This window comes from Streptomyces sp. NPDC020742, from assembly GCF_040641675.1.
GTDB lineage: Bacteria > Actinomycetota > Actinomycetes > Streptomycetales > Streptomycetaceae > Streptomyces.
On record NZ_JBFAEA010000002.1, the window covers coordinates 804,936 to 831,431 of the forward strand.

General features: G+C 74.4%; 2 protein-coding genes. Both read left to right on the forward strand.

The annotated features are described in order from the left end of the window. The first annotated feature begins 226 nt into the window (after positions 1-226). Entirely contained in the window at positions 227-12,268 is a 12,042-nt protein-coding gene (locus AB0G84_RS07465; RefSeq protein WP_361316750.1) for an SDR family NAD(P)-dependent oxidoreductase, read from the forward strand. Between the two features lie 58 nt (positions 12,269-12,326). Continuing rightward, on the forward strand, positions 12,327-26,496 hold a 14,170-nt coding region (locus AB0G84_RS07470), incomplete at its 3' end, for a type I polyketide synthase (RefSeq protein WP_361316753.1).

Below are 26,496 nucleotides of genomic sequence, written 5' to 3' on the forward strand. Positions count from 1 at the left end.
AGCACCTTCCTAGGCCCTGCCGTCACACTCCCGTCGTCCGCCCGCGGGGCAGGCGGGAGTGTGACGGCAGGGCCTAGGGGTTCTCTTAGAGTCCCCGGCGAACGTGCCGAACGGCAGGTCAGCGCCCACAGAATGTGATCAGTGAGTGAGGGCTCGGGGCGTCGTGGCCGCCGCACGGCGGCCCGGCCGGTCCACCGAGTGGAGTCCCCGGGAAGGGAGCTGAGCGGTGAGCGAGGGAAAGCTCCGCGACTATCTGAAACGGGTCACCGCGGACCTGCACCGCACCGGCAAACGGCTGCGTGAGAAGGAGGCCCGCGAGCGCGAGCCGCTGGCAATCGTGGCGATGAGCTGCCGCTATCCCGGCGGGGTGCGCTCGCCCGAGGACCTGTGGCAGCTGGTCGCCGACGGCCGCGACGGCATCACGCCCTTCCCCGAGGACCGCGGCTGGGACCCCGCCTCCCTCTACCACCCCGACCCCGCCCACCCCGGCACCTGCTACACCAGGGAAGGCGGCTTCCTGCACGACGCCGCCGACTTCGACCCGGACTTCTTCGCCATGTCGCCCCGCGAGGCACTGGCCACCGACCCGCAGCAACGCCTGCTGCTCGAAACCGCCTGGGAGGCCTTCGAACGGGCGGGCCTGCGGCGCGAGGAGCTCAAGGGCAGCTCCACGGGCGTCTTCGCCGGCGTCATGTACAACGACTACGGCTCGCGGTTCGCCCAGCCACCGGCCGGCCTCGAAGGGCACCTCGGCAACGGCAGCGCCGCCAGCATCGCCTCCGGCCGGATCGCGTACACCTTCGGGCTGGAGGGCCCCGCCGTGACGGTGGACACCGCCTGCTCCTCCTCCCTGGTCGCCCTGCACCTGGCTGGCAACGCACTGCGCCAGGGGGAGTGCTCGCTCGCCCTCGCCGGCGGGGTGACGGTGATGTCCACCCCCGTCACCTTCCTGGAGTTCAGCCGGCAGCGCGGACTGTCCGCCGACGGCCGCTGCCGGGCGTTCTCCGACGAGTCCGACGGCACCGGCTGGGGCGAGGGCGTCGGCATGCTGCTGCTCGAACGGCTCTCCGACGCCCGGCGCAACGGCCACCCCATCCTCGGCCTGATCCGCGGCACCGCCGTCAACCAGGACGGGGCGAGCAGCGGGCTGACCGCCCCCAACGGACCGTCCCAGCAGCGCGTCATCCGCGCCGCGCTGGCCGCCGCCGGCCTCACCGCCGCCGAGGTGGACGCCGTGGAGGCGCACGGCACCGGCACCCCGCTCGGCGACCCGATCGAGGCGCAGGCGCTCCTCGCCACCTACGGACAGGAACGCGACGCCGGACGCCCGCTGTGGCTCGGCACCGTGAAGTCGAACATCGGGCACACCCAGGCCGCGGCCGGGGTCGCCGGCGTCATCAAGATGGTGCAGGCGATGCGGCACGGCGTACTGCCCCGCACCCTGCACGCCGAACGGCCGACCACCCACGTCGAATGGACCGACGGCCAGGTGCAGTTGCTCACCGAGGCGGTCGACTGGCCGGAGACCGGGCGGCCCCGTCGGGCCGGCGTCTCCGCCTTCGGCGTCAGCGGCACCAACGCCCACGCCCTGATCGAACAGGCCCCGCCCGCCGCACCGGAAGAGCCGGAACCGGCACGGCTCGAACCGACCCAGTCCGCACCGGCCCAGTCCGCACCAGCACAGCCCGAACCGGACACCGTCGCCCCGGCACCGCCCGGAGCGCCGTCGGACTCCCCGAAGGACCCCGCCCGCCCGGGCACACCGCTCCCCGTCGTGCCCTGGGTGCTCTCCGCCCGCAGCGCCCCGGCGCTGCGCGGCCAGGCGGCACGGCTGCTGGAGCACGCCCGGCAGCTCCCCGAGACCGTGTCCGCCGCGGACATCGGCGGCTCACTGGCCGCCGACCGGACCGCCTTCGAGCACCGCGCGGTGCTGCTCGGCGAGGACCGCGCGGAACTGCTGCGCGGTCTGGCCGCGTTCGCGCAGGGCGACGACACCGCGGCGGTCCTCGGCACCGCGGTCCGCGGCCGTACGGCGTTCCTCTTTGCCGGCCAGGGCTCCCAGCGACTCGGCATGGGCCGCGGCCTGCACGACGCGTTCCCGGCCTTCGCGGAGGCCTTCGACGAGGTCTGCGCCCACCTGAACGCCGAGCTGCCCCGGCCGCTGGCGGACACCGTCTTCGGCACGGACCCCGCCGCGCTGGACCGGACCGAGCACACCCAACCCGCCCTGTTCGCCTTCGAGGTGGCGCTCGCCGCCCTCCTCACCTCCTGGGGCCTGGCCCCCGACGTGCTGCTCGGCCACTCCATCGGCGAACTGGCCGCCGCCCACACCGCCGGCGTCCTCACCCTGCCCGACGCCTGCCGGCTGGTCGCCGCCCGCGGCCGGCTGATGCAGGCCCTGCCGGCCACCGGTGCGATGTACGCGCTGGGGGCCGGCGAGAGCGAGGTCGAGGCGCTGCTGGCGGAGGCCGGCGGAGGACTGGACATCGCGGCCGTCAACGGGCCCCGCACCACCGTCGTGGCGGGCGACGAGGACGCCCTGACCCGGCTCGCCCGGCGCTTCGAACAGCAGGGTGGAAAGGCCAGGCGACTGCGCGTCAGCCACGCCTTCCACTCCCCGCTGATGGACCCCATGCTCGAAGAATTCCGTGCCGTGGCCGGCGATATGACGTTCCGTCAACCCCGTATCCCGGTGGTGTCCAATGTGACCGGCGAGCCGGCCACCGACCTGGCGACCCCCGACTACTGGGTACGGCACGTACGCCAGGCCGTACGGTTCGCCGACGGCGTCCGGTGGCTGGCGCAGCACGGCGTCACCCGCTACCTCGAAATCGGGCCCGACACCACCCTCACCACGCTGGCCCACGGCTGCCTCGACACCGACCCCGCACCCCTCTTCGTCCCCGCACTGCGCAAGGACCGGGACGAGGCCCGCAGCGTCCTCACCGCCGTGAGCGCCCTGCACACCCACGGCGCCGGCCCGGGCTGGGACCGGCTCTTCCCCGGCGCGCACCGCGTCGACCTGCCGACCTACGCCTTCCAGCGCGAGCGCTACTGGCTGGACGCCCAGGCCCCCGCGGCGCCCCGCCACGGCGCGCACCCGCTGCTGCCCAGCGCCGTCACCCTGGCGGACAGCAGCGCCGTCGTCTCCACCGGGCGCCTCACCCCCTCCGCGCACCCCTGGCTCGCCGACCGGGCGGTGGACGGTGTGGTGGTGCTGCCCACGAGCGCGTACCTGGACCTCGCGCTGCACCTCGGCGCCCTCGCCGGCTGCGACCACCTCGCCGAGCTGACCGTGGACACCCCCTTGGCGCTGGCCGAGCACGCCGCCGCGGAGATCCAGGTGGTGCTCGCGGCCCCCGCGGAGCCGGACGGCCACCGGACCCTCACCGTGCACGCCCGCCCCGCCGACGCACCGGACGGCGAGGCCGCATGGACCCGGCACGCCCACGGCGTGCTCACCCCCCGGCCCCCGGCGCCGCCCGGCCCCGCCCAGGAGCCCTGGCCGCCCGCCGACGCCCACCCCGCCGAGGGCCGCCCCGCCGATGCCCACCCCGTCGATGACCGGCCCCTCGAAGACCGGCCCGACGACCCGGAGGCCGCGGGGCGGACCGGCGCCGACGGGCCGCGAGGCGTCCTGCGGCGCGGCGACACGGTGTTCGCCGAGGCCGAACTCCCCGAGGAGTACCGGGACGAGGCGGGCCGCTTCGCGCTGCACCCGGCGCTGCTGGACGCGGTGCTCCAGGCACTGCCGGCGGCCGGGCATCCCGGCCCCGTCGCCGTGTCCTGGCGCGACTGTGCGCTGCACGCGGTGGCCGCTGAGGCGGTACGGGCCCGCTGCACCCCCGCCGCCGACGGCGGGGTGCACCTCCAGCTCACCGACCGACTCGGCGACCCCGTCGCCTCGTTCGGCTCCCTGACGCTGGTGCCCGAAGCCGAGGCCGCACCGCCGATGCCCGCAGGTGCCGCCGAGCCGCTGTTCACCGTCGACTGGACCCCGCTGCCGGCGCCGCCCCCGGACCCGCCGCGGCCCTACCGCACCGCCCTCCTCGACGCACCGACCCCCGGCAGCGACGCCGTGCCGGCTGCGCTGACCGCCGCGCTCGACGCGCTCGCCACGGCCGTCGAGCACGGCGACGCCGCCCCCGACCTCGTCGTCGTGCCCTGGCCGACCGACCCGCCCGGCGACCCCGCCGACGGCGCCCACGCGTCGGCCACCGCGGCCCTCGCGCTGCTCCAGCACTGGCTCGCCCGACCCGCCCTGGCCGCCGCCCGGCTGGTCCTCGTCACCCGGGGCGCCGTCGCCGCCGCACCGGACGAGACCGTGCCGGACCTGCCCGCCGCGGCTGTCTGGGGCCTGGTGCGTTCGGCGCAGACCGAGAACCCCGAACGGTTCGTGCTGGTGGACACCGACGGGGACGCCCCGCCCGAAGCGGTGGTGTGCACGCCGGCGGTCACCGCGGCCCTGCGCGCCGGAGAGCCCCAACTCGCGGTCCGCGGCGCACGGGTCCTGGCCGCCCGCCTCGTCCGGCTGCCGTCCGCCGAGTCCCGTACGCCCCAGGACCCCGCGCCCGGCGCCGCCTTCGACACGCACCGCACCGTCCTGGTGACCGGCGCCACCGGGACCGTGGGCGCCGCCGTGACCCGGCACCTGGTGACCGCGCACGGGGTACGGCACCTGCTGCTCGCCGGCCGGCGCGGTGCGACGGCACCGGGCGCCGAGGAACTCGCCGCCGAACTGGGTGGGCTCGGCGCCCATGTCACCCTCGCCGCCTGCGACGTCGCCGACCCCGAGGCCCTGGCCGAGCTGCTGGCCACCGTTCCGCCGGCCCACCCCCTCGGCGCAGTCGTGCACGCCGCCGGCGTGACCGACGACGGGGTGATCACCTCCCTCACCCCCGAGCGGGTCAGCGCCGTACTCCGTCCCAAGGCCGATGCCGCGGTCCACCTCGACCGGCTCACCCGCCACCTCGACCTCTCGGCCTTCGTGCTGTTCTCCTCGGCCGCCGCCACCTTCGGCGGCCCCGGACAGGGCAACTACGCGGCGGCCAACGCCTTTTTGGAGGCGCTCGCCCACCGGCGCCACGCCGAGGGCCGGCCGGCCCTGGCCCTGGGCTGGGGGATGTGGGCCCGCCGCAGCGGCATGAGCGCCCATCTGGACGCGGCGGACCTGCGGCGGATGGACCACGGCGGGGTCGGCTCCCTGCCCACCGACCAGGCACTGGCGCTGTTCGACCGCTGCCTGGCCCAGGACCGGGCGGTACCGCTCCCGGTCGCGCTCGACACCACCGCGCTCCGCCGGCGCCCGGCGGACGCCCCCCTCCTGCGGGAGTTGGCCGGCCGGCCGGCCCGGCGCACCGCCGCCCCGGCGGACGGACCGGGCGCCGCCGGCGGACCCCCGCTCGCCCGCACCCTGGCCAGCCTCCCGCCCCAGGAGCGCCCCGCCGTCGTCCTCGACCTGGTACGCAGCGAGAGCGCCGCCGTCCTCGGTCACGCCTCGGCGGACCGGATCGACGCCCGACGCACCTTCGGGGACCTCGGCCTGGACTCCCTGACCTCCCTCGAACTCCGCAACGCCCTCGCCCGGCGCACCGGACTGCAGCTGCCGGCCACCCTCGTCTTCGACCACCCCACGCCCTCCGCGGTCGCCGCCCACCTGCTGGCCGAACTCCTCGGCACCGCAGGAACCCCCGAGGAGGGGGGCCCGGCCGCCGCGGCCAGCGCGGAACCCGTCGCGATCGTGGCGATGGGCTGCCGGTTCCCCGGCGGCATCGGCACCCCGGAGGAGTTCTGGGAGTTCCTGGCCGCCGGCGGCGACGCCATCGGCCCGTTCCCCGACGACCGGGGCTGGGACACCGACGCCCTGTACGACCCCGACCCCGCCCACGAGGGCACCACCTACACCCGGCACGGCGGCTTCCTCACCGGTATCGACCGCTTCGACGCGGCCTTCTTCGGCGTCTCCCCGCGCGAGGCCCTGGCCATGGACCCGCAGCAGCGGATCCTGCTGGAGGTCTGCTGGGAGGCGTGCGAACGGGCCGGCATCGACCCGCTGTCCCTGCGTGGCAGCCGCACCGGCGTCTTCGCCGGCACCAACGGGCAGGACTACGCCACCGTCCTGGGCAACGCCGCCGAGCCCGTCGACGGATACCTGGGCACCGGCAACGCTGCCAGCGTCGTCTCCGGCCGGATCGCCTACACCTTCGGCCTCGAAGGCCCGGCCGTCACCGTCGACACCGCCTGCTCCTCCTCGCTCGTCGCCCTGCACTGGGCGGTGCGCGCCCTCCAGGCGGGGGAGTGCTCCCTGGCCCTGGCCGGCGGCGTCACCGTGATGGCCACGCCGGCGGCGTTCCTGGAGTTCAGCCGGCAGCGCGGGCTGGCTCCCGACGGCCGCTGCAAGGCGTTCGCCGACGGCGCCGACGGCACCGGATGGGGCGAGGGCGCGGCCGTCCTGATGGTCGAGCGGCTCTCCGACGCCCGGCGCAACGGGCACCCGGTGCTGGCCGTCGTACGCGGCAGCGCGATCAACGCCGACGGCGCGAGCAACGGCCTCACCGCGCCCAACGGCCCCGCCCAGCAACGGGTGATCAGGGCGGCGCTCGCCGACGCCCGGCTCACCACGGCGGACGTCGACGCCGTGGAGGCCCATGGCACCGGCACGTCCCTCGGCGACCCGATCGAGGCGCAGGCGCTGCTCGCCACCTACGGGCAGGGGCGCGACGCGGACCGGCCGCTGTGGCTGGGTTCGGTGAAGTCCAACATCGGCCACACCCAGGCCGCGGCCGGCGCCGCCGGGGTGCTCAAGATGGTGCTGGCCATGCAGCACGGCCGGCTCCCGCAGTCCCTCCATCTCGACGCCCCTTCAACGCACGTGGACTGGGCGGAAGGCGCCGTCGCGCCCCTGACGGCCCCGGTCACCTGGCCCGAGCACGGGCGCCCCCGCCGGGCCGGCGTGTCCTCCTTCGGCTTCAGCGGCACCAACGCCCACCTCATCCTCGAACAGGCCCCCGAGGAACCCTCCATACCGCCGGCCGCCGCGCCCCCCGGCCCCGAACCGGCCGCGACCGCCCACGACGACACCACTCACGACGACACCACTCACGGCACCACCGCCCACGGCACCACCGCCCACGACGACACCGAGCGGGGCGCCCCGGCCCACGACGACACCGCCGCTCCCGCACTGCCCGTCGTCTGGCCGCTGTCCGCCCGCAGCCCCGAGGCGCTCCGCGCCCTGGCCGCCGCCCTGCGCACGCACGCCGACCGCCACCCGGACCAGCCGCCGGCGGCCGTCGGCCACGCCCTGGCCACTACCCGCGCCACCTTCGAGCACCGCGCCGTCGTCCACGGCACCGACCGCGCCACCCTGCTGGCCGCCCTGGACGCGCTCGCCACCGGCGGCCGCCCGGCCCCCGGCACGGTGACCGGCCCGGCCCGCCCCGACGCGCGCACCGCCTTCCTGCTCACCGGGCAGGGATCCCAACGCCCCGGCATGGGCCGCGAACTGTACGCCGCGTTCCCGGTGTTCGCCGCCGCCCTGGACGAGATCTGCGCACACTTCGACAGCCACCTCGAACGCCCCCTGCGCGAGGTGATGTTCCACGACCCCGACGGCCTGCTGCACCACACCGCGTACACCCAGCCCGCACTGTTCGCCCTGGCGACGGCCCTGCACCGGCTCGCCGCTTCCACCGGGCTGCGCGCCGACTACCTGCTCGGCCACTCCCTGGGTGAGCTGACCGCCGCCCACCTCGCCGGCGTGCTCTCCCTCGCCGACGCCTGCACCCTCGTCGCCGCCCGCGGCCGGCTGATGCAGCAACTCCCCGAAGGCGGCGCCATGGTGGCCCTCCAGGCGACCGAGGCCGAGGTGTTGCCGCTGCTCGCCGAGCGGGCCGATCAGGTCTCCCTCGCCGCGGTCAACGGCCCCGACTCCGTGGTGATCTCCGGGGACACCGACGCGGTGACCGCACTCGCCGCACAGCTGGCCGCAGAGGGCCGCCGCACCAAGCGGCTCCAGGTGAGCCACGCCTTCCACTCACCCCACATGGACCCCATGCTCGACGCGTTCCGCACGACCGCCCGGGCACTCACCTACCACCCGCCGCACCTCCCCGTCGTGTCCAACGTGACCGGTGAGATCGCCACCGGCCTGGACGACCCCGAGTACTGGGTGCGGCACGTCCGGGAGGCCGTGCGGTTCCACGACGGCGTCCTTCGGCTCGCCGCACACGGCGTACAGCGCTATGTCGAACTCGGCCCCGACGGCACCCTCTGTGCCCTCTCCGCCGGCTGCCTTCCCACCGATACCTCCGGCGCGGCGGTGATCCCCCTCCTGCACGACCGCACCCCCGAACCCCGGTCCCTGCTCGACGGCCTGGCCCGGGCCCATGTCGACGGCGCGGAGCTCGACTTCGCGCCGGTCGCCAACGCCCACCGCGGACCCACCGCCACCGGCCTGCCCACCTACCCCTTCCAGCGGCAGCGCCACTGGCCTACCCCCGCCCCCGCCACCGGCGACCTCGCCGCCGCCGGACTCGGCGCCGCGGCCCACCCGCTGCTCGGCGCCGCCGTCGAACTGGCCGACGGCAGCCGCCTGTTCACCGGCCGCCTCTCCCTGCACCAGCAGCCCTGGCTCGCCGATCACGCGCTGGCCGGCACCGTCGTGGTGCCCGGCACCGCCCTCCTCGAACTCGCCGTCCTGGCCGGCGACCGCACCGGCTGCCCCCAGGTCGAGGACCTGACCCTGGTGAGCCCGCTGACCCTCCCCGCACCGGAGGCGAAGGACCTCCAGGTGGTCGTCGGCGGCGACGACGGCGGCCACCGCGCGCTGACCGTCCATGCCCGCCGCGCCGGCGCCGCCCCCGAGGAGCCGTGGACGCTGCACGCCACCGGCATCCTCAGTGCCGTCGCACCCGTCGCACCCGTCGCACCCGCCGCACCCGCCGCCGGTGAAGGGCAGGCCTGGCCGCCGCCCGGCGCCGAGCCGCTGCCGGTCGAGGACGTCTACGCACGGCTGGACGCGGCCGGCTTCGCCTACGGGCCGCTCTTCCGGGGACTCGGCGCGGCCTGGCGGCTCGGCGACCAGGTGCACGCCGAACTGGCCCTGCCGGACGAGGCACACCAGCAGGCCCACCGCTATGCGCTGCACCCGGCACTGCTGGACGCCGCCCTGCACGCCACCGCCTTCCTACCGCTCGACGACAGCGCGTCCGCACGGCTGCCCTTCTCCTGGCGCGGCGTACGGATCCACGCCAGCGGAGCCGCCCGGCTTCGGGTCCGGCTCGACCTGACCGGGCCCGACACGGTGGCGCTCACCCTCACCGACACCGACGGCCGGCCCGTCGCCGACATCGCGGCGCTCACCCTCCGCGAGGTCTCCACCGACCGGATCGCCGCCGCCGCACGGGACTTCGGCCCGCTCCACCACCTCGACTGGCCCACCCTCCCGCTCCCCGCGACGCCCCCCGAGGAGCCGGCTGAGCTCCTCGTCCTGGACGGCGAGGACCTCGCCACCGCCCTGAACGGCGCCGGCGTGCCCGTCACCCGGCCGACCGGCCCCGCCGCCCTCCCCGGCACCGGCGGCACCGTCCTCGTCGAACTCGCCGCCCGCCGGCCGCACGACGCGACCACCGCCGCACTCGCCCTGGTACACCAGTGGCTGGCCGACCCGTCCCCCTCCGCCCGCCTGGTCTTCGTCACCCGCGGCGCCGTGAACGCCCCCGGCACCACCCGCCACCATCCCGCTGCCGCCTCGATCTGGGGCCTGGTGCGCTCGGCGCAGTCCGAGCACCCCGGCCGCTTCGTGCTGGCCGACCTCGACGACCGGACCGCCTCGTACGCCGCGCTCCCCGCGGCGCTGGCCACCGGCGAACCCCAACTCGCCCTCCGCGAAGGCACCCTGCACCGGCCGCGGGTGGCCGTACTCCCCACCGCCGGCACCCTGCGCGCACCCGGCGAGGGGACCTGCTGGCGGCTGGGCATGACCGGACAGGGCACCCTCGACCACCTCGACCTGGTGCCGCACCAGGACGCCGCCCGCCCTCTGGAGCCGGGCGAGGTCCGGCTCGCGGTACGGGCCTCCGGCGTCAACTTCCGCGATGTCCTCAATGTGCTCGGCATGTACCCCGGCGACGCGGGAGCCTTCGGGCTCGAAGGCGCCGGCATCGTCACCGAAACCGCCCCGGACGTCGTCGGCCTCACCCCCGGCGACCGGGTCATGGGGCTGTTCCCCCAGGCCTTCGGGCCGGTGGCGGTGGCCGATGCCCGGATGCTGGTCCGTGTGCCGGAGGGGTGGTCGTTCGCGGAGGCGGCGTCGGTGCCGGTGGTGTTCTTGACCGCGTACTACGCGCTGGTGGAACTGGGCGGTCTGCGGCCCGGGGAGTCGGTGCTGATCCATGCCGCCGCAGGTGGTGTGGGGATGGCGGCGGTGCAGCTGGCGCAGCATCTGGGCGCCGAGGTCTACGGCACCGCGAGCCCGGGGAAGTGGGACACGCTGCGGGAGTGCGGACTGCCGGGCTCTCGTATCGCCTCGTCGCGCGATCTGGCCTTCGAGGGTTCGTTCCTCAAGGAGACCAAGGGCCGCGGCATGGACCTCGTCCTGGATTCCCTCGCGGGGGAGTTCGTGGACGCGTCGCTGCGGTTGTTGCCGCGGGGCGGGCGGTTCCTGGAGATGGGCAAGACCGACGTCCGGGATCCGGACCAGGTCGCCGCCGCCCATGACGGGGTGCGGTACCAGGCCTTCGACCTGATCGAGGCCGGACCGGACCACATCGGGACGATGTTCGCCCACCTCCGCGAGCTGTTCGAGCAGGGCGCACTGCGGCCGCTGCCGCTCACCGCCTGGGACGTGCGCAAGGCCCCGGAGGCCTTCCGCCACCTCAGCCAGGCCCGGCACATCGGCAAGGTCGTGCTGACCATGCCGGTCCCGCTCGACCCGGACGGCACGGTGCTGATCACGGGTGGCACGGGTGGTCTGGGCGCCCTGATCGCCCGTCACCTCGTCGCCGAGCACGGCGTACGACACCTGCTGCTGGCCAGCCGCCGCGGCCCGAAGGCGCCCGGTGCCGAGGAGCTCGCCGCCGAACTGGAGGCGCTCGGCGCCACCGTCGCCCTCGCCGCCTGCGACGTCAGCGACCGAGAGGAGGTCCGCGACCTCCTCGACACGGTGCCCGCTCCGCACCCGCTGACCGCCGTCGTCCACACCGCCGGAGTCCTGGACGACACCGTCATCACCTCCCTCACACCCGAGCGGCTGCACCCCGTCCTACGGCCCAAGACCGACGCCACGGGCCACCTGCACGACCTGACCCGCGACGAGGACCTGGCGGCCTTCGTCCTCTTCTCCTCCAGCGCGGGCGTCCTCGGCGCCCCCGGCCAGGCCAACTACGCCGCCGCCAACGCCTACTGCGACACCTTCGCCGCGGCCCGCCGGGCCGCAGGCCTGCCCGCCACCTCCCTCGCCTGGGGGCCGTGGTCCCAGACGACCGGAATGACCGGCGGGCTCACCGACACCGACCTGCGCCGGATGGCCCGCGCCGGCCTGCCCGCACTCCCCGCCGACCATGGACTCGCCCTGTTCGACACGGCACTCGGCCGGCCCGAAGCCGCCCTGCTCCCCATGGCGGTCGACACCCGCGCCCTGAGCTCCGGAGGGTCCGTACCGCCCCTGCTGAGCGGCCTCGCACCGACCGCGCCCCGCCCTGCGGCGGCCACGGACCCGCAGGCCCCGGCCGGACCGGACGCCGACGGTCTGACCCGCACCCTCGCCGGACTCGGACCCGACGACGCCCACCACGCCGTCCTCGACCTGGTCTGCACCCAGGCCGCCGCGGTACTCGGCCATGCCTCGGGGAGCGACGTCGGCGAGGAACAGTCGTTCAAGGACCTCGGCTTCGACTCGCTGACCGCCGTCGAACTGCGCAACCGGCTCGGCACCGCCACCGGCACCCTGCTGCCCGCCACCCTCGTCTTCGACCACCCCACCCCCCTCGCCCTCGCCGACCACCTGTGCACCCACCTCGTCCCCGAGCGACCCGGCCACCCCACCGCCGAGGCCGCACCCGCGGACGACGAACGGGCGGTCCGCCAGGCCCTGGCCGACCTGCCGCTGGCACGTCTGCGGGAGGCTGGACTCCTCGATCCCCTGCTGGCGTTGGCCCGGACCACGCCGCCCGACGACCGGCCCGGCACCGGGCCCGCCGCCGACGCCCTCGCCCACATGGACGTCGACGACCTGGTGCGCCTCGCCCTCGGCGCAGCCGACGGCTGACCGCAGCCGTCCCGACGAAGCCACCCACGACGACCGCGCACTGATGGAGAACCGACCCATGGCCACGTCCTCGGACCAGATCGTCGAAGCCCTGCGGGCCTCGCTGCGGGAGAACGACCGGCTGCGCAAGCAGAACCAGCAGCTGGTCGACGCGGCCGGCGAACCCCTCGCCCTCGTCGCCATGAGCTGCCGGCTCCCCGGCGGTGTGGAGACCCCCGAGGACTACTGGCGGCTGCTCACCGACGGTGTGGACGCCCTGACCGAGTTCCCCACCGACCGTGGCTGGGACCCGGCCGCACTGGGCGCCGCCCCCACCCGCGGCGGCTTCGTGCACACCGCCGACGCCTTCGACCCGCAGTTCTTCGGGATGAGCCCGCGCGAGGCCTTGGCCACCGACCCCCAGCAGCGGCTACTGCTGGAGGTGTCCTGGGAGGCCCTGGAACGCGCCGGCATCGACCCGATGACCCTGCGGGGCAGCAGGACCGCCGTCTTCGCCGGCTGCAGCAACCAGGAGTACGGCGCGGGGCTGCGCGGCCAGGTGCCCGAGGGCGTCGAAGGGCACATCCTCACCGGCACGACCGGCAGCGTCGTCTCGGGCCGGGTCGCCTACGCCCTCGGCCTCGAAGGCCCGGCCGTCACCGTCGACACCGCCTGCTCCTCGTCCCTGGTCGCCCTGCACCTGGCCGCGCAGTCCCTGCGCGCCGGTGAATGCGACCTCGCCCTGGCCGGCGGCGTCGCGATCATGTCCACCCCCGCCGCCTTCGCCGAGTTCGGCCGGCAGGGCGGCCTCGCCGGCGACGGCCGGTGCAAGCCGTTCTCCGACGACGCCGACGGCACCGGCTGGGGCGAGGGCGCCGGCATGCTGCTCGTCGAGCGGCTCTCCGACGCCCGCCGCAACGGCCACCCCGTCCTGGCCCTGATCCGCGGCAGCGCCCTCAACCAGGACGGCGCCTCCAACGGCCTGACCGCCCCCAACGGCCCGGCCCAGCAACGCGTGATCCGGTCCGCGCTGGCGGGCGCCGGACTGTCCGCCTCCGACGTGGACGCCGTCGAAGCACACGGCACCGGCACCACCCTCGGCGACCCGATCGAGGCAGGCGCCCTGCTCGCCACCTACGGCCAGGGCCGCGCCGCGGACCGCCCCCTCTGGCTGGGCTCGGTCAAGTCCAACATCGGACACACCCAGGCCGCCGCCGGCGTCGCGGGCGTCATCAAGATGGTGCTGGCCCTCCGGCACGGCGTCCTCCCACAGACCCTGCACGTGACGGAGCCGTCCTCGCACGTCGACTGGTCCGCGGGAGACGTACGGCTGCTGACCGAGGCGGTCCCGTGGCCGGAGGCCGGCCGACCGCGCCGGGCCGGCATCTCCTCCTTCAGCATCAGCGGCACCAACGCCCACACCATCCTCGAACAGGCCCCCGCGGAGCGGCAGTCGGTCCCCGTGGACGCCCCACCGTCCCCCGCGGACGCCCAGCCCGCCCCCGCCGACCACCAGCCGTCCCCCGCCGACCGCGAGCCCTCCCCGGACGACGCGCACCGTCCCACCGCCACCGCCACCGCCCCCCGGCGCCCGGACCGCGCCCCCCACCTCCCCTGGCTGCTCTCCGGCCGCACCGCCGACGCCCTGCGGGCCCAGGCCGACCGCCTGCGCTCCCACCTGGACGCCCACCCCGACACCGACCCGTACGACCTGGCCCACTCGCTCGCCACCACCCGGTCGGCCTTCGAGCACCGCGCGGTCCTGCTCGGCACCGACCCCGCCGACCTGCGCGACCGGCTCGGCACCCTCGCCGCGGAAGGCCCGGCCGCCGCCGGCGCGGTCACCGGCTCGCCCCTGCGCGGCAAGACCGCCTTCCTCTTTACCGGCCAGGGCGCCCAACGCCTGGGCATGGGGCGCGAGTTGTACGCAGCCTTCCCCGCCTTCGCGGAGGCGTTCGACGCCGCCTGCGCCCACCTCGACCCGGAACTCGACCACCCCCTGCGCACCACCGTCTTCGGCGACGACCCGGAACCGCTGCACCGCACCGCGCACACCCAGCCCGCCCTCTTCGCCTTCGAAGTGGCCCTGTTCCGGCTCCTGGCCTCCTGGGGCGTCACCCCCGACTTCCTCATGGGCCACTCGATCGGCGAACTCGCCGCCGCCCACACCGCCGGAGTGCTCGACCTCCCCGACGCCTGCCGCCTGGTGGCCGCCCGCGGACGACTGATGCAGTCCCTCCCGCCCGGCGGCGCCATGGCCGCCCTCCAGGCCACCGAGGACGAGGTGCTGCCGCTGCTCGCCGACACCGCCGACCGCGTCGCCCTCGCCGCCGTCAACGGCCCCCACGCCACCGTCATCGCGGGCGACGAGACCGCCGTGGAGACCCTCGCGGACCACTTCCGCGACCGGCACCGCAAGGTCTCCCGCCTGCGGGTCAGCCACGCCTTCCACTCACCGCTCATCGACCCCGCCCTGGCCGACCTGCGCGCCGTCGCCGCCGACCTCACCTACCACGCACCGGCCCTCCCCGTCGTCTCCAACGTCACCGGCCACCTGGCCACCCCCGACGAACTGCGCAGCCCCGACTACTGGGTGCGCCACGCCCGCCGGACCGTACGGTTCGCCGACGGCGTCCGCACCCTCGCCGACCGGCACACCACCCGGTTCCTCGAACTCGGCCCCGACGGCACCCTCACCGCCCTCGCCACGGCCTGCCTGACCGACGGCGACCGGCTCCTCACCCCCACCCTCCGCAAGGACACCCCCGAACCCGCCGCCCTGCTCACCGCCGTCACCCGGCTGCACCTCGCCGGCGCCCCCCTCGACTGGTCCGCGCTGCTGCCCGGCGCCCGACGCGTCGACCTGCCCACCTACGCCTTCCAGCGCACCCGCTACTGGCTCAACGCCGCGGCCCCCGGCGATTCCACCGACGAGGCCCCCGGCGCCCGGCCGGCCGACGCCGGGTTCTGGACCGCCGTCACCGAACACAACCTCCCCGAACTCGCCGACCGCCTCCACCTCGACCGCGCCCTGCTCGAACCGGTCGTCCCCGCCCTCGCCGCCTTCCACCGCGACCGCCAACAGCACTCCACCGCCCACCGCTGGCGCTACACCGAGCACTGGGAACCCGTCGACCACCGCCCCGCCACCACCCCGCCGGCCCACTGGCTGCTCCTCGCCCCCACCGCCCTCCCCACACACCACGACGCCACCGTCCACGCCGTTGAGACCGCCCTCTCCGGCCACGGCTCCACCGCCACCACCCTGCGCCTCCCGCCGGACGCCGGCCCCGACCACCTCGCCGCCCTCCTCGCCGAGGCCCACGACCGCACGCCCGGCGAACTCCGCATCCTCTCCCTCCTCGGCCTCACCGAAGCCTGCCACCCCCAGCACCCCGAGACCCCCACCGCCCTCGTCCAGACCACCGCCCTCCTCCAGGCCCTCACCCGCGACCACACCCCGGCACGCCTGTGGACCGCCACCCGGGGCGCCGTCACCACCGGCCGCTCCGACCGGCTCGACGCCCCCTGGCAGGCCACCCTCTGGGGCCTCGGCCGCGTCGCCGCCCTCGAACACCCCGACCACTGGGCCGGCCTGATCGACCTGCCGGAACACCTCGACGACCGCGCACAGCACCGCCTGCGGGCCCTCCTCCACGCCCCCGAACACCCCACCGGCAACGAGTTCGCCCTCCGCGCCTCCGGCCCGTTCACCCGCACCCTGGTCCGCGCCCGCCCCACCCCCACCACCGAGCGCGCCCCCTGGACCCCCACCGGCACCACGCTGATCACCGGAGGCACCGGCACCCTCGGCTCCGCCCTCGCCCGCCACCTCGCCCGCGAAGGCGCCGACCACCTGCTCCTCATCAGCCGGCGCGGCCCCGAAGCCCCCGGAGCCCGGGAACTCGTCGAGGAACTCGCCACCCACGGCACCCGCACCACCCTGGCCGCCTGCGACCCCGCCGACCGCGACGCACTGGCCGCGCTCCTCGCCGCCCTCCCCGATGACCAGCCCCTCACCGGCGTCTTCCACGCCGCGGGCGTCCTCGACGACGGCACCCTCACCTCCCTCGACGCCCAGCGGTACGCCACCGTCCTCCGCCCCAAGACCCAGGCCGCGGCCCACCTCGACGAACTGACCCGCACCCACCCCGTCTCCGCCTTCGTCCTCTTCTCCTCCCTCGCCGGCACCTTCGGAGCGGCCGGCCAGGCCAACTACGCGGCGGCCAGCGCCGGTCTGGACGCCCTCGCCCACCACCGGCGCGCCCACGGCCTGCCCGCAACCAGCATCGCCTGGGGCCCCTGGGCCCACGCCGGGATGGCCGCCGACCCCGCCGTGCACGCCCGGCTCACCCGGGCGGGCCTGCCGCCCATGGACCCCGACACCGCACTCGTCGCGCTCCACCAGGCCCTCGACGACGACACCCCGCACCTCGTCGTCGCCGACATCGACTGGAGCACCTTCCCCGCCGGCGACCGCCCCCTCTTCGGCAAGCTCCCCGAGGCCGCCACCGCACGCCCCGGCCCGCACCCCGAGACCACCGGCCTCCGCAGCCTCCTCGCCCCGCTGCGCACCCCCGCCGAACAGGAACAACACCTGCTCCGCCTGGTCCGGGAGACCACGGCCACCGTTCTGGGCTACCCGGGCCCCGCCTCCGTCGAGGCCGGGCGGACCTTCCAGGACCTCGGCATCGACTCCCTCACCGCCGTCGAACTGCGCAACGCCCTCACCACGGCGACCGCGCTCCCGCTCTCCCCGACGCTCGTCTTCGACCACCCGACCCCCACGGCCCTCGCCGGGCACCTGCGGACCGCACTCCTCGGCGCCACCGAGGACCGGCCCACCACCGCGCCCGCGCCGCTGCCCGCCGACGACGACCCCATCGCCATCGTCGGGATGAGCTGCCGCTACCCGGGAGACGTCCACACCCCTGAGGACCTCTGGCGGCTCGTCGTCGACGGCGGGGACGCCATCACCCCGTTCCCCGAGGACCGCGGCTGGAACATCGACGCCGTCTACGACCCCGACTCCGGCTGCCCCGGCACCAGCTATGTGAAGGAAGGCGGATTCGTCCACGGCGCCGGCGACTTCGACCCGGACTTCTTCGGCGTCTCCCCCCGTGAGGCACTGGCCATGGACCCCCAGCAGCGGATGCTGCTGGAGGTCTCCTGGGAGGCCGTCGAGCGCGCCGGCATTGCCCCCCTGACGCTCCGGGGCAGCCGCAGCGGCCTGTTCGTCGGCTGCGGCTACCAGGGCTACGGCTCCGGCGCCGGCGACCTGCCCGACGACCTCCGGGGCCACCTGCTCACCGGCAGCTCGGGCGCCGTGGTGTCCGGCCGGGTGGCGTACGCCCTGGGCCTGGAGGGTCCGGCCGTCACCGTGGACACGGCCTGCTCGTCCTCCCTGGTCGCCCTGCACCTGGCCGTGCAGTCCCTGCGCTCCGGCGAGTGCGACCTGGCGCTGGCCGGCGGCGTCACCGTGATGTCCACGCCGGGCGCGTTCGTGGAGTTCAGCCGCCAGCGCGGTCTGGCCCCCGACGGCCGCTGCAAGCCGTTCGCCGACGCCGCCGACGGCACGGCCTGGGCCGAGGGCGCCGGCGTACTGGTCGTCGAGCGGCTGTCGGACGCCCGGCGGAACGGCCACCGGGTGCTGGCGGTCGTCCGCGGCACGGCCGTGAACCAGGACGGTGCCTCGAACGGCCTGACAGCGCCGAACGGCCCGTCCCAACAGCGGGTGATCCGCCAGGCGTTGGCGAGCGCAGGCCTGTCGGCCGCGGACGTCGACGCGGTGGAGGCGCACGGCACGGGCACGGCGCTCGGCGATCCGATCGAGGCGCAGGCCCTGCTCGCCACGTACGGCCGAGAGCGGGCGGCGGATCGGCCGCTGTGGCTGGGCTCGGTGAAGTCCAACATCGGCCACACCCAGGTCGCCGCCGGCGTGGCGGGCGTCATCAAGATGGTGCAGGCCCTCCAACACGGCCTTCTGCCCCAGACGTTGCACATCGACCAGCCGTCCACGCACGTGGACTGGTCGGCGGGGAAGGTGCGGTTGCTGACCGAGGCGGTGGCCTGGCCGGAGGCCGACCGGCCCCGCCGAGCCGGCATCTCCTCCTTCGGCGTCAGCGGCACCAACGCCCATGTCGTGATCGAACAGGCCCCGGCTGCCGACTCCCCGGACACCGCATCCCGGGACACCACAGCGATGGACACGACACCCCAGGAGTCCACCTCCCAGGCCCCCGAACCTGCTCTCATCCCCTGGGTGCTGTCCGGACGCAGCGCCGCGGCGCTCAGGGCACAGGCCGAGCGGCTGTCGTCCCACCTGACGGCCCGGCCCGAACTCGCGCCGTGCGACGTGGGGCTGTCGCTCGCCACCACCCGTTCGGCGGCTGAGCAACGCGCCACCGTACTCGGCGAAGACCTGCCCACCCTCCTCGAAGGCCTCACCGCCCTCAGCAACGGCGAGCCACGCGCCAACGTCCTCACCGGCACGCCCGCCCCCGAAGGCGCACTCGCGCTGCTCTTCACGGGGCAGGGGGCGCAGCGACCGGGAATGGGGCGGCAGCTGTACGCGGCGTACCCGGTGTTCGCGGATGCCTTCGACGAGGTGTGTGCCCACTCCGACGGGCAGTTGGAGGTGCCGCTGCGGGATGTGGTGTTCGGTGACGACGCCGAGTTGCTGAACCGGACGGGCTACACCCAGCCGGCGTTGTTTGCGCTGGAGGTGGCGCTGTTCCGGTTGGTGGAGTCGTTCGGGGTTCGGCCGGACTTCCTGATCGGGCATTCGATCGGTGAGTTGGTGGCGGCGTATGTGGCGGGGGTGTGGTCGCTGGAGGATGCGTGTCGTTTGGTGGCGGCGCGCGGTCGGTTGATGCAGGCGTTGCCGTCCGGTGGGGCGATGGTCTCGCTCCAGGCGTCGGAGGACGAGGTGTTGCCGCTGCTGGCGGGGCTGGAGCAGCGGGTGAGCATCGCCGCGGTGAACGGTCCGTCGGCGACCGTCATCGCGGGCGAGGAGTCGGCCGTTGCCGAGATCGCCGAACGGTTCGCGTTCGAGGGGCGGAAGACCAAGCGGCTCCCGGTCAGCCATGCCTTCCACTCGCCGCTGATGGAGCCGATGCTGGCCGAGTTCCGTGCCGTCGCCGAGGGCGTGGCGTATGCGGAGCCGCGTATCCCGGTGGTCTCGAATGTGACGGGTGAACTGGCGACGGCGGAGGAGCTGGGATCCGCCGAGTACTGGGTACGGCATGTCCGCGAGGCCGTCCGGTTCGCGGACGGCGTCCGGTGGCTGGAGGAGCATGAGGCCACCCGGTTCCTGGAGATCGGGCCGGACGGCACGCTGACCGCCTTGGCGCAGGGGTGCCTGGACGGCTCTGACCACCTGCTGGTGCCGACCGTACGCAAGGACCGCCCGGAGACCGCGACCGTCCTGACCGCTCTGGGGCAGGCCTACGCCCACGGTGTCCCGATCGACTGGTCCACCCCCTTCGCGGGAACCGGCGCCCGACCCGTCGATCTGCCCACCTACGCCTTCCAGCACCAGCGGTACTGGCTGAACCTCGCCCACACCAACGCCACCAACCTCGGATCCGCCGGGTTGCAGGCCGCTGAACACCCCCTTCTCGCGGCCACCATCACGCTCGCCGATTCCCACTCCGTCGTGTTCACCGGCCGCCTCTCCGCGCAGGACCACCCTTGGCTGGCGGACCACCTCGTCGAGGGCTCGATCGTCGTCCCCGGTACGGCCCTGTTGGACATGGCGCTGCGCGCCGCCGACCAGGTCAACTGCGACCACATCGAAACACTGACCCTCGAAGCGCCGTTGGTACTCCCGGCGCACGAGGCCGTCCAACTGCAGATGCGCATCCAGGAGCCGGACCTCCACGGCATCCGCGCGCTCACCCTGCACTCCTGCCGCATCGGCAGCACCGGCGTCGCCGAGGAACCATGGATCCGGCACGCCACGGGTGCCCTCGGGGCCGCCGGTCGGGGCCGAGCCTTCGACCTCTCGGTCTGGCCGCCGCAAGGGGCACAGCCGGTCCGCCTGGACGGCCTCTACGAGAGCTTCGCCGCGGCGGGTATCGACCACGGACCCGCCTTCCGCGGCCTGCGCGCCGTATGGCGGCGCGGCACCGACCTCTTCGCCACCGTGGAGCTCCCGGAGGCAGCACGGCCGTCGTCCTTCGGGCTGCACCCCGCTCTTCTGGACGGTGCCCTGCACGCGTTGGCGCTCGGAACGGACGGACAGGCGGCGACGCTCGGGCAGCTGCCGGTCTCCTGGCACGGCGTGCGCCTCCATGCCTCGGGTGCGTCCGTGCTCCGAGCCCGCCTGTCGACTCGCCCCTCGACTCGCCCCTCGCCCCGCATCTCGGCCGGCAGCTCGACAGGGGTGGCACCGGGCGGGGACGCCGATGCGGGCGGACCTGAGGCCGATACGGTGACGCTGCAACTCGCGGACGCCGTCGGGCAGCCGGTGGCGGAGATCGAAGCCGTCACCCTGGCGCCGATCTCCGCCGAGGTGCTCCGCCGAGCCCGGCAGGGCAGTACCCACTCGGGTGCGCTCCACCGGGTCGACTGGGTCCCCGTGCCCGAAACCCCGTCGGAGTCCGCCGACGTGATCGACCTCGATGAGCTGGACCGGACCCACCCCGCGCCGGTCGACGCCGTCCCCCCGTTCGTGCTGCTGCGCCTCGACGCGGTCGCCGAAGAAGAGCCGGCCGGGACCCCCACAGCCGGCCGAGCCGCGGTCCACCGGGCACTCGCCCGTATCCAGGAATGGACCGGCACCGAGCAGCACCACCACGCGCGCCTCGTCGTGGTGACCCGGAACGCCGTACCGGCGGGGCCGTCGCGGCCCGACCCGGCGCAGGCCGCGGTCTGGGGCCTGGTCAGGGCCGCACGGGTGGAACACCCCGGCCGCTTCGTCCTTGTCGACATCGACGGCTCCGAAGCGTCGCTGGCCGCACTGCCCACCGCGCTGGCCTCCGGCGAACCCGAACTCGCCCTCAGGGAAGGCACCGCCCACCAGCCGAGGCTGAGCACCGACATCCGCCGCGACGAACTGACGGCTCCCTGCCCGCCCCAGGAGGGATGGCGCCTCGACGTCGTGGGCGAGGGAACCCCGGACAACGCTGCCGACGGCACACTGGAGAGCCTCCGCCTGGTGGAGAGCCCCCCTGCTCGGGCCGAACTGGGCACCGGCCAGGTGCGGATCGCGGTACGGGCATCCGGAGTGAGCTTCCGCGACGTGCAGCAGATGCTCGGCACGCATCCAGGAGACAGGAGGCCACTGGGCCTGGAGGGCGCGGGTGTGGTCTCGGAGGTCGGCCCCGGGGTGGTGGACCTCGCGCCGGGCGACCGGGTGATGGGGCTGTTCCCCCAGGCCTTCGGGCCGGTGGCGGTGGCCGATGCGCGCACGCTGGTCCGTGTGCCGGAGGGGTGGTCGTTCGCGGAGGCGGCGTCGGTGCCGGTGGTGTTCCTGACCGCGTACTACGCGCTGGTGGAACTGGGGAGCCTGCGGCCCGGGGAGTCGGTGCTGATCCACGCCGCCGCAGGTGGTGTGGGCATGGCGGCGGTGCAGCTGGCACAGCATCTGGGCGCCGAGGTCTACGGCACCGCGAGCCCGGGGAAGTGGGACACGCTGCGGGAGTGCGGACTGCCGGGGTCCCGTATCGCCTCGTCGCGCGATCTGGCCTTCGAGGGCGCCTTCCTGGCGGAGAGCGGCGGCCGGGGCATGGACCTGGTGCTGGACGGGCTGGCGGGGGACTCCCTGGACTCCTCGGACCCCGACTCCAACTCCTCGGACCCCGACTCCAACCCCTCGGACTCCGAATCCCCGGACTCCCGGGCGGGGGAGTTGGTGGACGCGTCGCTGCGGTTGTTGCCGCGGGGCGGGCGGTTCCTGGAGATGGGCGAGATCGACGTCCGCGATCCGGAGCAGGTCGCCGCCGTCCATGAGGGCGTGGGGTACCGGGCCTTCGACCTCTTCGACGCCGGTCCGGAGCGGATCGGGGAGATGCTGCGGGCGCTGGTCGAGCTCTTCGGACGGGGTGCGCTGCGGCCCCTGCCGCTCACCGCCTGGGACGTGCGCAAGGCCCCGGAGGCCTTCCGGCACCTGAGCCAGGCCCGCGACCTGGGCGGCAAGGTCGTGCTGACCATGCCGGTGCAGCTCGACCCGGAGGGGACGGTGCTGGTCACTGGTGGTACGGGTGGCTTGGGCGCTCTGATTGCCCGTCACCTGGTCGCCGAGCACGGCGTACGACACCTGCTGCTGGCCAGTCGCCGCGGTCCGGAGGCGCCCGGTGCCGACGTGCTCCGGGACGAGCTGGCCGCTCTGGGCGCCACCACCGTCACCCTCGCCGCCAGTGATGTCACCGACCGCGAGGAGGTGCGCGGTCTGCTGGATTCGGTTCCCGAGGACCGTCCGCTGACCGCCGTCCTGCACACCGCCGGTGTACTCGACGACGGGGTGCTGTCCTCCCTGACCCCGGAGCGCCTGGACGCGGTGCTCGCCCCCAAGGCAGACGCCGTCAGGCATTTGGACGAGCTGACGCGAGCGAGGGATCTCGCGGAATTCATGGTGTTCTCCTCGATGGCAGGCACCTTCGGCAGCGCCGGCCAGGCGAACTACGCCGCGGCGAACGCCTACCTGGACGCACTGATCTCTCGGCGTCGAGCGTCGGGGCTCCCCGGGCAATCGCTGGCCTGGGGCGCCTGGGCTCCGGGCGCGGGCATGACCGGCGAGCTGAGCGAGGCCGACCTGCACCGCATGGCACGCGGCGGCATCACGCCCTTCACCCAGGAACGAGGTGTCGAGGCGTTCGACGCCGCCCGTTGCAGCGCCGAGCCCGTCGTGATCCCGGTCCAGCTCCACCACATGAGGTTGCGGGAGCAGCACGCGGCGGGCGCGCTTCCGCCCCTGCTTCAGGGACTTCTGGGGACGAGTACGCGGCGGACCGCTGCCGCATCCCCGTCCGAGGTGCACCCGACCGACGCCCTGCGTTCCCGGCTCGCACCCCTGCCCAGCGCCGAGCGTCATACGGCGCTATTGGAGCTCGTACGCTCTCAGGCGGCGCTCGTCCTGGGACATTCGGGAGCCGGGACAATCGAGCCGACTCGCGACTTCCGGGGACTCGGCGTCGACTCGCTCACCGCCGTGGAACTGCGCAACCACCTGAATGCCGTCACCGGATTGAATCTGCCTTCCACGCTCGTTTTCGATCACCCTTCCCCCCTCGCGGTGGCACGCCATCTGGAGGGCGCATTGTCCGGTCCGGAGGGAGCCGGTGCGGAGGAGCGAGCCGCTCTTGCCGCCACTGTTGGCGATACGGCCCCGGCGATATCGCCGTCGGCGGACGATCCGGTGGCGATCGTGGCGATGAGCTGCCGCTTCCCGGGCGGGGTGGGCTCCCCGGAGGAGCTGTGGCGGTTGCTGTGCGAGGGCGGGGACGGTGTGGTGCCGTTCCCGACCGACCGCGGCTGGGACGTTGAGGGTTTGTACGACCCGGAGCCGGGGGTGCCGGGGAAGGTGTCCGTCCGTGAGGGCGGGTTCCTGTCCGGGGTGGGTGACTTCGATCCGGGGTTCTTCGGGATCTCGCCGCGTGAGGCGATGGCGATGGACCCGCAGCAGCGGCTGCTGCTGGAGGTGTCCTGGGAGGCGTTCGAGCGGGCCGGGATACTCCCCGGTGCGCTGCGCGGTAGCCGTACGGGGGTCTTCGCGGGCACCAACGGCCAGGACTATCCGGGGTTGTTGGTGGCGTCCGGTGAGGAGGACCTGGGGGGCTACATCGGCACCGGGAACGCCGCGAGCGTGGTCTCGGGCCGGCTGGCGTACACCTTCGGACTCGAAGGACCGGCGGTGACGGTGGACACCGCCTGCTCGGCCTCGCTGGTCGCGCTCCATCTGGCGGTGCAGTCGCTCCGCTCGGGCGAGTGTGACCTCGCGCTCGCCGGCGGTGTGACGGTGATGTCGACGCCGGGTGCGTTTGTGGAGTTCAGTCGTCAGCGTGGGCTGGCGGGGGATGGGCGGTGCAAGGCGTTCGCGGAGGCGGCGGACGGTACGGGTTGGGCCGAGGGCGTGGGCGTGCTGGTCGTCGAGCGGCTGTCGGACGCCCGGCGGAACGGCCACCGGGTGCTGGCGGTGGTGCGTGGTACGGCGGTGAACCAGGACGGTGCGTCGAACGGCCTGACGGCGCCGAATGGTCCGTCGCAGCAGCGGGTGATCCGGCAGGCGCTGGCGAGCGCCGGGCTGTCGGCCGCGGACGTCGACGTGGTGGAGGCGCACGGTACGGGGACGGCGCTCGGTGACCCGATCGAGGCGCACGCCCTCCTCGCTACGTACGGCCAGGAGCGGGCGGCGGACCGTCCATTGTGGCTGGGTTCGGTGAAGTCCAACCTCGGGCACACCCAAGCCGCGGCGGGTGTGGCGGGTGTGATGAAGATGGTGCTGGCTATGCAGCACGGGTGGTTGCCGCGGACGTTGCATGTGGATGCGCCGTCGTCGCATGTGGATTGGTCGGCGGGGGATGTGCGGTTGCTGACCGAGGCGGTGGAGTGGCCGGAGGGGGAGCGGCTGCGGCGGGCCGGTGTGTCTGCGTTCGGAATCAGCGGCACCAATGCCCATACCGTCATCGAAGAGGCTCCGGTCATCAACGAACCGGTGGAGGACGAGAAGCCACTCGCACTGCCTGCGGTGCCGTGGACGGTGTCAGGGCGCGATGAAGCCGGCCTCCGCGCCCAGGCCGAACGGCTCCTGGCGCACATCAAGGACGCGCCGCTCGACGTCACCGATGTGGGCTTTTCCCTGGCGACGTCGAGGGAGACGTTCGACAACCGGGCCGTACTGCTCGTGAGCGACCAAGAGTCGGCCGCTGAGGGGCTCACCGCAATCGTCGAGGGGCGGAACGCCGCCGGTGTCGTCCGCGGTGTGAAGGGCCAGGGGCGATCGGCATTCCTGTTCACGGGGCAGGGGGCGCAACGGATCGGGATGGGCTGGGAGCTGTATGAGGGGTTCCCGGTGTTCGCGGATGCGTTTGACGAGGTGTGCGCGCATTTCGGCGAGCAGTTGGAGCTGCCGCTGCGCAGCGTGGTCTTCGGTGACGATGCCGCATTGCTGAACCGGACGGAGTATGCCCAGCCGGCGTTGTTCGCGGTGGAGGTGGCGCTGTTCCGGTTGGTGGAGTCGTTGGGTGTTCGGCCGGACTTCTTGTTGGGGCATTCGGTTGGTGAGTTGGTGGCGGCGTATGTGGCGGGGGTGTGGTCGCTGGAGGATGCGTGTCGTTTGGTGGCGGCGCGGGGTCGGTTGATGCAGGCGTTGCCGGCGGGTGGGGCGATGGTGTCGCTCCAGGCGTCGGAGGGTGAGGTCCTGGAGCTGCTGGAGGGGCAGGGGCAGGGGCTGGAGCAGCGGGTGAGTGTGGCGGCGGTGAACGGGCCGCAGGCGGTGGTGGTTTCGGGTGCGGAAGCGGCGGTGCTGGAGGTCGCCGGTCGGTTTGAGTCTCAGGGGCGGAAGGTGAAGCGGCTGTCGGTGAGCCATGCGTTCCACTCGCCGTTGATGGAGCCGATGCTGGCTGAGTTCCGTGCGGTTGCGGAGGGCGTGGCGTATGCGGAGCCGCGTATCCCGGTGGTGTCGAATGTGACGGGTGAGCTGGCTACGGCGGAGGAGCTGAGGTCCGCCGAGTACTGGGTGCGGCATGTCCGCGAGGCCGTTCGCTTCGCGGATGGTGTGCGGGGGCTGGGGGAGCAGGGAGTCACCCGGTTCCTGGAGCTCGGGCCGGACGGGACTTTGACTGCCTTGGCGCAGGCGTGTTTGGACGACGGCTCGGATCACCTGTTGGTACCCGCTCTGCGTAGGGACCGACTGGAGGCCGAGGCATTGCTGGCTGGGGTCGGTGGCCTCTTTGTTCGTGGCGCGGATGTGGACTTGAGTGGGCTGTTTGTGGGGGCGCGGCGGGTGGATGTGCCGACGTATGCGTTTCAGCGGGAGCGTTTTTGGCCGGTGGGTTCGGGTGTGGGGGTTGTGGCGGGGCGTGGTGAGGGGGCTGGTGTTGAGGGTTGGGGTTATCGGGTGGAGTGGAAGCGGTTGGAGGGGTTGGGGGGACAGGCGGTTTCTGGTGCGGTCTCTGGTGGGCGTTGGTTGGTGCTGAGTGAGCGCGTGGGCGAGGGTGGTTGGTGTGGTGCGGTGGTGGAGGGGTTGGTTGAGCGTGGTGTTGTGGTGGAGCGGGTGGAGTGTGGTGGGGGTGTTGAGCGGGGTGTGT